Origin of the sequence: Enterovibrio norvegicus FF-33 (genome assembly GCF_000286835.2) — a bacterium.
Taxonomy (GTDB): Bacteria; Pseudomonadota; Gammaproteobacteria; order Enterobacterales; family Vibrionaceae; genus Enterovibrio; species Enterovibrio norvegicus_A.
Genome location: NZ_AJYD02000038.1, coordinates 873165 through 886750, shown reverse-complemented (window position 1 = coordinate 886750; position 13586 = coordinate 873165). Strand labels below are relative to the sequence as shown.

Genomic DNA, 13586 nt, shown 5'->3' with positions numbered 1-13586 from the left:
ATGTGAGCGATTGCTTCAGAATCGTTCCACTTGAGGTTGCTTGGGTATCATTTTAAGTACCAGTGTGATGCTCATCATAATATCGCAACAACCTTCCAAAAATGTTTATTGGCAAAATATCAATCACATAGAAACAGAACACATATACAGATCTGTTGTGCTGCCTAAACTTTCAAGCAATAAATATCAATCAGCCGTTATTTTTATTACATATAACACAAAAGACCTACATTTGAACCATCTCTGACCAATGTTTAACCTCACCTTGCAAAAACTTAAAGCTGGAATATTCTCCCGCGGGGGTATACCTTTAAAAGCAATAAGTTACGTTAACTTTATCGCTTAAATACAAGGCGTCAAAGACGTCGAACCGATATACGAGAGAATGCAAATTGATGTTTAAAATTGCAAAGCAATATATCCAGAATGAATCTGGCGTCACCGCTGTCGAATACGCCATATTGGGTGTTGCGATGTCAATTATCGTATTGGCAGCACTGAGTCAAAATAGCGACTTACACGAAGCACTCAAGACCGCATTTGTGACTATCCAAACCAATATCAATAACGCAGGTTCTTGATCACGGATTGATATCCCAAAAAACCGCTTCTTATCGTTAACATTCTTCATGAATAGCGAGAATGGCCTTGCTGGAAAACCAAAGGTTCGGCCTATCCTCAAAAAGCCCAATCTGTTTCAGAGTTTAGAAACAACGACTTTACTTAAATGACGCCGCCACTGGTCCCTATACTTCGTATCGAGTTGAGTAGCAGGGTAAGACCAAATGGCAGTGCGCGACAGTGCGTTGATTTCATGCAGAGAATGCGGCCTTGTTTGTGCCATTCCTAATTTGGAACATGGCCAAGGGGCGGCATGTCCTCGTTGTGGCCATACTCTGCTTACGCACGTAAAGAATACGCACACCAACGTTCTCGCTTACGGCTTATCTTGCGGCATCATGCTTGCACTTAGCTGCTTTTTCCCGTTCATGTCTATTCGCGTTCAGGGCTTGTCGAACGACATCGTGCTATTGAACGCACTCAGCGTATTTCACTATTTCGACAACGATGTACTGGCTGCGATGCTGATCTTTACTGTGGTGGTGCTTCCCGTATTGACCATCACCGCCATGATGTATCTGTTCTTTAAAGCCAGCAGGGTTTTCTCATCCAGCCTACCGGACGGCTCCGTTACCCGTTCAAACGCCAATCAATGGACGCAGTTTCTCTGCCGCTTCGTACTTCGCGTTGAGCCTTGGCTGCTTGTCGATATCTTCTTTGTGGGCGTATTAGTCAGTATCGTGAAAATTGCTGCCATGACGGATGTGTCGTTAGGACCCGCATTTTGGACTTTTTTTCTTTACGCACATCTGGTTTTGAAATGTTCGCGCGTGGCAGACAAGCAATGGCTTTGGGATCGACTGTTTCCGACCCAGTCGTACGCACATGTTCATGCTGGCGACACCCACCTCAGCCAAACGCATCTTGTTTGCCGATTGTGCAGCCAAATCAACCCAACACACGCATCAAGCCAGCACGATCCCAAGACGTGCCAACGATGTGGCAGCGGCTTGCAGGCATTTAACCCGTCCAACATTCTGACAACGTCTGCCGCACTGGTGACCACCGCGATCATCCTTTATATCCCCGCGAATTTGTACCCCATGATGTACACCACCAGCTTTGGATCGTCGGCTGCTTCAACCATCATGGACGGCGTGATTTTGATTTGGCAGTTGGGCTCTTACCCCATTGCCCTGATTATTCTGACGGCCAGCATTATCGTGCCAATCACTAAAATGCTGATCTTGGTGCATTTACTCATCAAGGCGAAATCCTCCAGAAAACAAAGCGCCAGAGACGCCTTAATACGGCTGAAACAATATCGCTTTATTGAAATCATTGGTCGCTGGTCAATGATCGACATCTTCGTCGTCGCGATACTCACCGCGCTGGTTCAATTTCATCAATTAATGAGCATTACTCCCGGCCCCGCCGTGTTCTATTTCGCCTTGGTCGTCGTTTTCACTTTGCTCGCGACGCACACCTTTGACCCTCGTGTTCTTTGGCAAACCGAAGCCGTTTCAGCAGATGACAATTGTGCTGTTTCACCGGCTCCCGCCTCAGGCCAACAGACACCGATAAAACAGGAAAAGCATGGATAAAGACCGTGACGTTACCGCGCACGTAAAACCCGCTAAACGCATGGCGGCTGTGTGGATCATTCCTATCGTGTCGCTTTTCGCGGGCATATGGATGATCTACCAATATGCCAGTGAACAAGGCCCAGAAATCACGCTCACCGTTCCCACCGCTGAAGGCATAGAAGCAGGAAAAACCTTGGTAAAAGCACGAAGCGTGAAAATTGGTATCGTCAACAACGTGGCATTGAGCAAAAACTACAACGAAATTTTGCTCACGGTGCGAATGGACAGTGGCACCGAAAGAATGCTGAGAGAAGATACATTATTTTGGGTGGTGAAACCCCGCATCGGAACCGAAGGCGTATCGGGATTAGAGACCTTATTGTCTGGCCCCTACCTTGAACTGAGACCGGGTGAATCTGACGTCAAAAAAGACAAATTCACCGTGCTCGATTCCCCACCCGTGGCCCCCGCAGATACCAAAGGTTTGCGCGTTGTCCTCACTTCTGACGATGCAGGTAAACTCGCCATTGGCGATCCGGTGATGTACGAAGGATACACCGTCGGTCGGGTAGAAAAAGTCGGCTTCGACATCGACAAACGAAATGCCACCTATCAACTATTCATTTTCCAACCTTACGATGCTTTAGTCCGGAAACACACTCGCTTTTGGCTCAATTCAGGGCTAGATATCAAGCTCAACGCCGAAGGGTTTAGCGTGAATGTCGCTTCCCTCGAATCCCTCATGATTGGTGGTGTGAGTTTTGGTGTACCGGATGGAAATACGGATGGATCAGCGATTACCGAACAAATGCTGTCTTTTAAACTGTTTGATAATAAGAAAGAAATTCGCGAGAAAATGTATGAGCAATTCGTCGCTTACGCCATGCTATTTGGTGAATCGGTACGGGGGCTCAACCCCGGCGCCTCAGTAGAATATCGTGGCATTCGCATTGGCACGGTCAAGAAAGTGCCCCTTCATCTAAGCCAACAAGCAGAAATGGGATCAGAAAAGATCCCCGTTCTGGTGCATATCGAAATGGAGCGAATATATGATGCTTCGCTCACGCTGAGCGAATCACAGCTGTTGGCTGACTTTAAAAAAGCGTTTGGCCATGGGCTTCGTGCCTCGCTCAAAACGGGTAATTTACTGACGGGGGCATTGTACATCGACACCGACTTTTACCCTGACTCCCCCCCTGAAACCCACATGGCGCAATATTACGGCTTTAACGTATTCCCAACCATTGACGGCGAATTTGTTCAGTTCCAGCGCCAGATAGGTACCATTCTTACCAAGTTAAGTAAGCTGCCACTCGACACCACACTGTCGTCTCTGGACGACACGCTCAGTACCACGCAACAAACGTTAAAAACCTTTGATGGCCTTGGACAGGATCTTTCTGTGACAGTCAGGCGTCTCGACGCCCTGCTAAAACAAAAAGACACACAGCAGCTACCAAAAGAGATTCAAAATAGCCTGACGCAACTTCAAAAAAACTTAAAAGGATTCAGTCCTGAATCAAGCTCCTACTCGGAACTTCAACAGGCGTTGTCACAGGTCAACGATGCATTAGGTCAACTCGAGCCGTTACTTAAAACCCTCAACGATTCCCCGGATGCGTTGATATTTGGCACAAGCGGACAAAACGACCCCGTGCCTGCGAAAGGAAAACGCCAATGAAAACTCTCCTCATGACGGCCTTGGCTTTGTTGATGCTCACTGCATGCAGTAGCACACAAAATATTGCACAAAACACCTATTTGCTCACGTCCGACTCATTGGGCAGAACCTATACCTTTCAGAACAAGGTGCCCATTCTGGTCATTCCCAACGTTGCGGTGTCGGATATCCTTTCTGGCAGCGGCATTGTTTACCAAATCTCGAACACTGAAACGGTCGCAGCAAACAATAACCGATGGGCGGAGGGCTTATCCGAACAACTCACCCGACTCATCATCTCTGGGCTTCGCGAGAAACAAACACGCTACTGGCCTGTTGGCACTTCGCCTATTTCCAGCACCTCGCCAGTGCAAACGCTTTGGGTAAAGATGGCGCAATTTAATGGCAGTTATACTGGCGATGCCATGTTGGCAGGTGAATGGATGTTGTTTGATGACAGCGGCAACATCCTGTTGTCCGAAACCTTCCAAATAAGCGAGCCCTTGAAGCAGGAGGGCTATCCCGCTTTGGTCGATGCCCTTTCCGTAGCACTCGATACTCTCACCACCCAGCTGGCTAGCACGCTGAATCCTTGAGGTAGAACCATGAAAACGAACACGTTACTTTCCCTAATTTGCGTATACGCCACCCTGCTCGGTATACCAACTGCCGCGCAAGCAGATGACAGGATCACATTGGGCCGAACCATCGTGTTTAAGAACACCGATTACGGTGCAGATATTCCCTTGGTGATTTGCCGCCGCGTCAACGCCATTCAAGTAAAGGCTGACCGGGATATGTACCTTCAAAAAGTGAAAATCACCTTTAAAAATGGCGATACCAAAACCATTCGCTTTTACCGCGACGTCGGGAAAGACAAAACCACAGATTGGCGAAAGCTGGCTTACAAACGCTGTGTTAAGAAGCTGGAAGTGTTCGGCAAGTCAGAAAATTCATCTGCAGGCGTTCGGGTTTATGGCCGGCAGTAATCATGGACTGCCGCTAGAAGCTCAACACCGCACTCACTCAACAAAAAACGCGCCAGTCACGGCGCGTTTTTCCTTCGAAAATGCAGTAATCAGCACTGATTCTCAATGGGTATGACACCCATCTGATCAAAACAGAATGCGTAAACGTCGGCATTCAAATCCATCACTTTATGGGTCGGCATGCCCGCGCCGTGACCTGCATTAACATCTATGCGGATCAGCACTGGATTATCGCCGCCGTGTTTGGCTTGCAGCTCGGCAATGAATTTATAGGAATGAGCAGGCACAACGCGATCATCATGATCGGCAGTCGTCACCAATGTTGAAGGGTATGTCACCCCTGCCTTGACGTTATGCACGGGCGAGTAACCGAGCAAGTAGTTAAACATGGCCTCGCTTTGCGCCGACGTTCCGTAATCATACGCCCAACCTTCGCCCGAGGTGAAGGTGTGGTAACGCAGCATGTCTAACACACCCACTGCTGGAAGCGCGACTTTGAACAACTCAGGACGCTGTGTCATACAAGCGCCCACCAGCAAACCGCCATTTGAGCCACCACGAATGCCGAGTTTCTCAGAACATGTGTACTTCTCGTCAATCAGGTATTCAGCCGCCGCGATAAAGTCATCAAACACGTTTTGCTTTTGCTGCTGTGTCCCTGCGTCATGCCATGCTTTGCCGTATTCACCGCCGCCACGTAAATTGGCAACCGCATAAACGCCTCCCATTTCAATCCAACTTGCCACGTTTGGGTTAAATGAAGGCTCAAGGCTAATGTTGAAACCGCCATAACCGTACAGCAGGGTGGGATGAGAGCCATCAAGTGCAATACCCTTGCGGTAGCAAATCATCATCGGCACTTTCGTGCCATCTTTGGAGGTATAGAACACCTGCTTTGATTCAAGTTGCGTGCTATCAATGGCACACGCGCTGCGTCGATACAGCGTGGCCTCGCCCGTTTGCGGGTCAAAGCGGTAAGTATCGCTGGCAGTGGTGTAATTGGTGAAAGTGAAATACAGCGTTTTATCTTTTGCTCGCGCACCAAAACCGGACACACTGCCGACGCCTGGTAATGACACATCACGTACGAATGCGCCGTCAAATTGGTATTGTTTCACTTGCGTTTGTACATCAACCAAATAGCTCGCGAACAAGTAGCCTGCGCCTTTGTTCACGCTAAGCTCATGGCTTGTTTCAGGGATTAAATCTGTCCAATTTTTTTGATGAGGTGAAGCTGTGTCGACCGCCACCATGCGACCCATTGGCGCATCAAGGTTGGTGTAAATAATCAACTTGCCATCATGGTGTTCAAACACATCACTGTCTGCGCTTTCATCTTCTGTCAGGCAAACCCGATCTGTGCCTTTGTCTAAATCCTGCACATAGAGCATATTGCCAGAGGTCGCATTCGCACCCGTGATCACCAGAAAACGATCGTCTTCTGTGGTGTAGCCACCCACGTAGCGATACTGAGGATCGCCTTCGCCACCAAACACTAATTCATCGTCTGCCTGCGACGTGCCCAATCGATGAAAATAGAGTTTATGAAGCTCGGTACGCGCAGACAATTCGCTGCCTTCCGGTTTGTCATAAGTCGAGTAGTAAAAACCTTCACTGCCCCGCCATTCAATACCTGAGAATTTCACGTTCTCGATTTTATCGCTGAGCAACACGCCCGAAACTGCGTCCATGACACAGATGGTGCGCCAATCGCTGCCTCCTTCAGATGTAGAATAAGCAATGAAGGTGTCATCAGCGGAAAAGCGCATTTGATCGAGAGAGGTAGTGCCTTCTTCACTCCAACTATTGGGGTCGAGAAACACACCCGCATTTTCCATCACATCTTTGGTGCGAAAGACCACCGCTTGATCTTGCAGGCCATCGTTGCGGTAAAAATAGGTATATTCCCCGCGCGTGAACGGTGGAGATTCCTTGACGTAATTATTTGCCGTTTCAAGACGTGCCCGGATCGCATCGCGAAACGGTATCGCACGCAAATAACCGAATGTGACGTCATTTTGGGCATCAACCCAAGCAGCAGTTTCTTCACTCAGATCATTTTCAATCCAACGATATGGGTCTGCGACCACAGAAGAAAAGTAAGTGTCCACAGTCTCGTCTTGACGTGTGCTCGGATAGCGGAACATGGCGTACTCCGTGTTGATTTTATGCATGTCATCATAACGAAAGGCTCAGGCGTCTGCCGATGTTTCTGTCCACATCCCAAACGATTAGCATATTGATGGCACCACCACACTGGGCACTTAATCAATACACTTTGCAGGGCGAATGGCTTCATGATAGATTCGCGATATTAGCGGCATCTACCGTCTAAGCCGAAACAAAACAGCACAACCCAACTAGGAGGAACAACATGATTGTAGCAATGACCCACCCGGCAGGAATCGTACGCTAAGTAGCGCTTTTTAAACGATGGGTAAAACCACGTTTGCTCCACAGCTACCGCCCTTCTTTGCCCGGTGAATCTCGACCGGGGTCTTTCCGAATTGATTCGACCCTACAACACTCTGTTACTCAAACACACAGATATACGCTCTGTGCGTAGGGAAAAACAATGACACCTTTTAAAACACTAAGCCAACTTGGCTGGCAACCTGTATTTCAGCAACAACTGACACTGGAAGATTACGAAAATACCCGTATCGCCAGAATTGCAGAACATCATCGTAGTCACTACTTACTGATCAATGAAACAGGCACAGAATCTCTTGAGATCCACGCATCGTTTCCCAGCATGACAGTTGGCGATTGGATATTGATCGACGATGACGGCCATTTCATTCGTCAGTTAGACCGTCAATCCTTATTTGCACGCAAAGGCGCTGGCACAAAAGTGATTGAACAGTTGATCGCAGCGAACATCGACACCGCCTTTGTTGTGTGTGCACTGGACCACGACTTTAATCTCAACCGTATCGAGCGCTATCTAGCAATGTGTGCCGATGCATTTGTTGAACCGGTTGTGGTGCTGACTAAGCGTGACCTTGCAGAAAACAGCCTTGATGCCGACGGCAACGCGTTTGATCTTGATGAGACCATTCGTTCAGTCGAAGCCTTAGCGCCTTTTTTGGCTGTTGAAGCAGTTAACGCACTCGATGAGCATACAGCTAACGCCCTCAGCCCTTGGCTGAAAGCGGGAAAAACGCTGGTTGTGATGGGGTCATCAGGCGTAGGTAAATCCACCTTGGTGAACACCCTGCTGGGGGATTCGGTGCAAACAACAGGTGGGATCCGCGAAAGCGACAGCAAAGGCCGACACACAACAACAGCGCGAAGCCTACACTGTTTGCCGTCTGGTGCAGTATTGCTGGATACGCCAGGGATGCGAGAATTGAAGATCTTCGATAGCGAAGATGGTCTCAATACTCTGTTTGCCGAAATCAAAGAATTAGAATCACAATGTCGATTTAGCGATTGCCAGCATGGTAACGAACCGGGTTGCGCTATTCGTGCCGCGTTGGAAACTGGCAATATCGACGAGCGTCGTTTAAGTAACTATCTCAAGTTGCAAAACGAAGACGCGAGAAACTCTGCCACCATGGCGCAAAAACGCGCAAAGGATAAAACCTTTACTAAGATGGTGAACACGATCCAATCAAGCAACCGCCATAAGAAAAAAGGGTTTTAAACCCGACATAAACAGAGCGACCCCGTGTCGCTCTGTTTCCCTCACCACCTCAACAGAATTTGCCTCCAAAACACGTGGCCTCGCAGATCCTAAGTTAATGGGTGCCCTCTGTATCCATTCTCGCGGCTAAACGCACCATGTGAAAATGCATTAGCGCATAGCAGAGGCTTCGACATGATACAAAAACGGTATTTGCTCTTGTCTGATACAAAAATCGCGGTTCAGAAAGCGTAAACTAAGATTGTACTTTGCTGATCTATTCATCCTTCCCCAATTGTTTCACAGTACAAAACGACTCATCACCCCTCATCGACAAGGAACATTCTATGAAAGCAGGATTAGGCACCGCAGCCTTTGGCACCACCACATCGCCTGCTGATGCCTTCAAAGTGTTAAATGCTTATGTCGCTATGGGCGGAAGAATCATTGATACCGCCAACAACTATGCATTTTGGGCAGGCAGTGGCGGTGAAAGCGAACGCACGATTGGAGAATGGCTGAAAACGGTTGACCGCAACTCAGTCGATATTCACACCAAAATTGGAGCATTTCCGCTGGATGGTCAGGACTTTTCCAAGTCCGAAGGCTTGAGTCGCCAAGCTATCGACACCGCCATTGCAGCGTCACTCACTCGTCTTGGTACTGACTATATTGATGTGCTTTACGCCCATGTGGATGACTTGAACACGCCACTAGAAGAAACGTGGACAGTACTCACAGAATACGTAAGAAAAGGCGTGGTGAAGAAACTCGGTATCTCAAATTACACGCTTGCTCGTCTCAGCGACCTTTGTGTACTCATTGAACGCCAAGAATTAACCCCTATCAGTTATGCGCAATATCGCTATACCGTGATCCCACCGAAAGACGATGCGGATTTTGGCGAACAAGTTTGCCTGACTGATGACATTAAGTCTCTGCTTCAACAAGCCAACCCTGACATCATTTTAGTGGCCTATTCGCCTTTGCTAGAAGGCGCATTTGAACACAGAGGAAAATTGCCCGCAGAATACGACACAACAGCCAATGAACGCTATGTGTTGGAACTTCGGGCCGAATCAGACATGACATTACTCAGCCCTTCCGCACTCGTGCTACGAAAAATTGCGAACGAAGGTATTCTGCCGCTGTGTATGACGAGTAAAGTGAGCCGCTTGAAAGAGAATTTTTCGTTGGTCAAACAATTGAAATAAATAAAAACGCATTGATAGGCGATAAAGGCAAGGTTAATCGTGCGAACTCACCCATTGCTAGCAGCAAAATAAACAAAGCGGCCAATGGGAGCCGCTTTCAATTAGGGGGATTTTTTGCCAATGCCAGCTGCTAGGGTTCGCAGCAACTGCTTTTAGCGAATTAGCGTTCGGCTTTCGGCGCAGGCACAACCGGATAGCGCATACCCGCCATGTGCTCAATGCAGTGGATCACCTGACAGCTGTAACCGAATTCATTGTCATACCAGATATAAAGCACACAACGATTGCCATCGGCAATGGTCGCTTGGCTATCAACAACACCCGCGTAACGTGAGCCAACAATATCCGAAGAGACTATTTCAGTTGATTGGGTGTAATCAATTTGTCCTGCCAACGGCGATACCAGCGCAGTTTCACGCAAGAATGCATTCAAAGACTCACGTTCCACGTCATTGCCTAGGTTCAGATTCGCAATCGCCATGGAAACATTTGGCGTTGGAACACGAATCGCATTACCTGTTAGCTTGCCTTTTAATGCTGGAAGCGCCTTCGCGACAGCCTTCGCCGCACCTGTCGACGTTATCACCATGTTCAATGATGCTGCTCGACCACGGCGTTCACCACTGTGGAAATTATCAATCAAGTTTTGATCGTTAGTGAAAGAGTGCACGGTTTCAATATGGCCCGATTCCACGCCATAGCGATCATTCATCGCTTTTAGCACAGGCGTAATGGCATTGGTGGTGCAGCTAGCCGCTGAAATAATAGTGTCGTTATCAGCAATATCATCGTGGTTCACACCAAATACGATGTTTTTGATATCACCTTTCCCCGGTGCAGTCAGCAACACTTTTTCAGCGCCTTTAGCGGTTAAATGTTGGCTGAGTCCTTCTACATCCCGCCACATTCCCGTGTTATCCACCACAACGGCATTTTTAATACCATGCGCTTCATAATCAACCTCAGAGGGATGATTCGCATAGATGAACTGAATGTAGTTACCATTCACAATCAGCGCATTACGGGCTTCATCAACCAAAATAGAACCATTAAATGGTCCGTGTACTGAATCACGACGCAGCAAGCTGGCGCGCTTTTCCAAGTCGCCATCTTTGCCGCCACGTACAACAATCGCGCGTAAACGCAGGGGATACCCCGGTCCGCTTTTCTCGATCATCAGACGTGTCACTAAACGTCCAATGCGGCCAAAACCATACAGCACAACATCTTTGGGCTCCTTAAGAGGTGTGCTTTTCGGTAGTTCTGCGACTGTTGTCTTTAAAAACTCGTCCAATTGCGCGCAATCTTGATGATCGCGCCAGTAAAGACTTGCGAGACGGCCCAAATCAATGCGACACGCAGGTAAATCAAACCCAGCTAACGCTTCTAGAAGCGGCAAGGTATGCGAAGTCGTCACTTCCTGTCCGGTATACCAACGTGCAACACGATGAGATTTGAGAAGATCAATGGTGCTGGCATTAATCACTGCCCGACCGTAGATCTGAATTTCGACACCTTTTTCGCGGTAGAGTTTGCCGATAAGAGGAGACATAGTTTCGGCATCGGTTTGGCTTTGTTGCCATTGGGTAAGATATTGTTCAGGGCTCATCGTTACTTTCTTTGCCTTTTTGGGTGCTTCACGGTGAAAAGTAGGATTAGGACTGTTTTTATTATTTTGGCGCAGAGTCTAACGAGGGAATAATTATTAACCAAGAAAAAATAAGATCTAAATCTATTGCCTATTATTCAATACTTTAACGATATTTTCGTTAACTAATTACTGTCTAATCCCCCTTAGCTTTATCGCCAACTAAAATCTGACTGAAAGTTTACTACGTTATATCGACAGGAAATTGTGATCACCCCACTTAATATTCGTCGATAAGTAAGAACACAAGCGGCTTCCTCTCTTCATTGCTCATTTATTTCTGACAAATAAGTGACAACTTAATTACACCTCTAAATGTTTCACTTTTAAGCCATGCATTAGTCACCTATATAAAACAAGGCTTTACAAGCATCTATTCTCAAATCGGTGACTTACACTTGATAAATTATCCATTATTGGTATCATTTACAGGGTTGCAATGCTTAGAACACTAAAGGATTTGAATCACAATGAGTACTGAGACGATTTACCAGAACGCGGCATTAACGCGTTTGAGGACGGACGAAGACGAGTGGGTGTTTCGTGTTCCCAGAACGGATGATGGCATCAATATCCATAGCCTCATCGCTAACTGCCCCCCGCTTGATGAAAACTCCTCGTACTGCAACTTCCTCCAGTCTTCCCATTTTAGTAAAACCTGCATTGTCGCTGAGCATGATGGCGAGATAGCTGGATTTATTTCTGCCTATCTAAAACCGGATTCCCCTCATGATCTGTTTGTTTGGCAAGTCGCTGTGTCTCCAAACATGCGTGGTAAAGGGTTGGCTTATCACATGCTGCAAGAGCTTTTGATGCGAGAGCATTTACAACATGTTGAGGCGATCGAAACCACGATCACTAAATCGAATGAAGGGTCATGGCATTTGTTTAAAAAACTTGATGCCGCAAACGGCAGAAAAGGTGAAGTCTCCGTGTTTCTTGATGAAGCGCAGCATTTTAAGGGACGTCATGACACTGAGTTTCTTTTCCGCATCCCTTTGAATAAAAACACTCAATAATAACGGAACCCTCATGGACATTTTTAACAAGCAAGAATCAAACGTTAAGTCTTACTGCAACAGCTTCCCGGTGCTATTTACCGCAGCCAAAGGCTGCTGGCTGAAAACAGATAATGGCGATCGATACATTGATTTTCTCGCTGGTGCAGGCTCGCTCAATTACGGCCATAACAACGCAATATTGAAGAAAGCCTTGATCGACTATATCGACAAAGACGGTATTACCCATGGCCTAGACATGCATACTGAGGCCAAAGCCGCGTTTCTAACCGCACTCCGTAATCACATCTTCGAACCTAGAAATCTTGATTACAAAGTGCAGTTTACTGGCCCAACAGGCACCAATGCTGTTGAAGCGGCGATGAAACTGGCACGTAAAGTCACTGGGCGTACCAACATCGTCACCTTCACCAATGGTTTCCATGGCTGTACCATGGGTGCGTTAGCAGCAACGGGTAACCAACATCATCGTGGTGGTTCAGGTATGCCACTTGCTGGTACGTCTCGTCTTCCTTATGAAGGGTATGCCGGTGTCGACGGATTGGCACTACTTGAAACGATGCTGAACGACAATTCAAGCGGCCTCGACAAGCCAGCTGCAGTTTTGTTGGAAGTGGTTCAAGGTGAAGGCGGCCTGAACGTGGCGTCTGATGCTTGGCTGCAAAAACTCTGCAAAATCTGTAAAGCCCATGGCATTTTGACGATTGTGGATGATATCCAAGCAGGTTGTGGCCGAACGGGGACTTTCTTTAGCTTTGAGCCGTCAGGCATCAAACCGGACATGATCACATTATCAAAATCCATCGGTGGTTACGGCCTGCCTATGGCAGTAGTACTGCTGAAGCCTGAATTGGATAAGTGGTCACCAGGCGAGCACAACGGTACATTCCGTGGTAACAATCACGCCTTTATCACTGCCACCAGTGCCATTGAAACTTACTGGCAGAATGATGACTTCGAGAATCACATTGCAGACCGAAGCCAACAAGTAAAGAAAACCATCGACCGTGTTCTGAAACGATTCCCAAGTTTATTTGTGCGCACCAAAGGTCGCGGCATGATGCAAGGTATTGAGTGTCAGCGACCTGAGTTTGCATCTTCTATCACGCGCCACTGCTTTGAAAACGGTATGGTGATTGAAACTGCAGGCCCGAATGATGAAGTGGTCAAATTTTTCTCACCACTTACTATCAGTGAGTCGGAACTAGAGCAAGGCCTACATATCTTCGAAAAAGCGGCCGAGCATGTTGCTACTGTTTCCACCCGTAAAGCGTCGTAAGG

11 protein-coding genes are annotated in these 13586 nt (G+C 47.5%); 9 read left to right on the top strand and 2 right to left on the bottom strand.

Annotated elements, in window-relative coordinates; genetic code table 11:
- Positions 1–395 precede the first annotated feature (395 nt).
- The 5 genes from A1OO_RS12170 (at position 396) to A1OO_RS12150 (ending at position 4796) form a co-directional block, all read left to right on the top strand.
- Complete coding sequence (locus A1OO_RS12170; RefSeq protein WP_016962404.1) at positions 396–581, top strand: Flp family type IVb pilin; 186 nt, start codon at positions 396–398, stop codon at positions 579–581.
- A gap of 204 nt (positions 582–785) precedes the next feature.
- Entirely contained in the window at positions 786–2165 is a 1380-nt protein-coding gene (locus A1OO_RS12165) for a paraquat-inducible protein A (RefSeq protein WP_016962405.1), read from the top strand.
- On the top strand, positions 2158–3828 hold the full coding sequence (gene pqiB / locus A1OO_RS12160) for an intermembrane transport protein PqiB (protein ID WP_017003199.1): 1671 nt from the start codon (positions 2158–2160) through the stop codon (positions 3826–3828). Before A1OO_RS12165 ends, pqiB begins: the two co-directional genes overlap by 8 nt.
- Entirely contained in the window at positions 3825–4403 is a 579-nt protein-coding gene (locus A1OO_RS12155; protein WP_017003198.1) for a PqiC family protein, read from the top strand. Before pqiB ends, A1OO_RS12155 begins: the two co-directional genes overlap by 4 nt.
- Before the next feature lie 9 nt (positions 4404–4412).
- Positions 4413–4796, top strand: coding sequence for a DUF2541 family protein (locus A1OO_RS12150; RefSeq protein ID WP_016962408.1), 384 nt, complete (start codon positions 4413–4415; stop codon positions 4794–4796).
- Between the two features lie 89 nt (positions 4797–4885).
- Here A1OO_RS12150 and A1OO_RS12145 read toward each other — a convergent pair whose 3' ends face one another.
- Complete coding sequence (locus A1OO_RS12145; RefSeq protein WP_017003197.1) at positions 4886–6943, bottom strand: prolyl oligopeptidase family serine peptidase; 2058 nt, start codon at positions 6941–6943, stop codon at positions 4886–4888.
- A gap of 428 nt (positions 6944–7371) precedes the next feature.
- Here A1OO_RS12145 and rsgA point away from each other — a divergent pair, with 428 nt between their 5' ends.
- Together rsgA and A1OO_RS12135 are read left to right on the top strand one after the other, a co-directional pair.
- The gene (gene rsgA / locus A1OO_RS12140) at positions 7372–8445 is read left to right on the top strand and encodes a ribosome small subunit-dependent GTPase A (RefSeq protein ID WP_016962410.1); all 1074 of its coding nucleotides are present in this window, start codon (positions 7372–7374) and stop codon (positions 8443–8445) included.
- A 326-nt stretch (positions 8446–8771) separates the two neighbouring features.
- Positions 8772–9638: an aldo/keto reductase gene (locus A1OO_RS12135; protein ID WP_016962411.1), complete on the top strand. Its 867-nt coding sequence runs from the start codon at positions 8772–8774 to the stop codon at positions 9636–9638.
- A 160-nt stretch (positions 9639–9798) separates the two neighbouring features.
- Here the strand turns inward: A1OO_RS12135 and A1OO_RS12130 are convergent, their stop codons facing one another.
- On the bottom strand, positions 9799–11247 hold the full coding sequence (locus A1OO_RS12130) for a glyceraldehyde-3-phosphate dehydrogenase (protein WP_016962412.1): 1449 nt from the start codon (positions 11245–11247) through the stop codon (positions 9799–9801).
- Positions 11248–11756: 509 nt separating this feature from the next.
- On the opposite strand from A1OO_RS12130, the gene ectA reads away from it, so the two are divergent.
- Both ectA and ectB read left to right on the top strand, forming a co-directional pair.
- Positions 11757–12305, top strand: coding sequence for a diaminobutyrate acetyltransferase (gene ectA / locus A1OO_RS12125; RefSeq protein WP_017003196.1), 549 nt, complete (start codon positions 11757–11759; stop codon positions 12303–12305).
- 13 nt (positions 12306–12318) lie between these two features.
- The gene (ectB, locus tag A1OO_RS12120; RefSeq protein ID WP_016962414.1) at positions 12319–13584 is read left to right on the top strand and encodes a diaminobutyrate--2-oxoglutarate transaminase; all 1266 of its coding nucleotides are present in this window, start codon (positions 12319–12321) and stop codon (positions 13582–13584) included.
- The last annotated feature ends 2 nt before the right edge of the window (positions 13585–13586 follow it).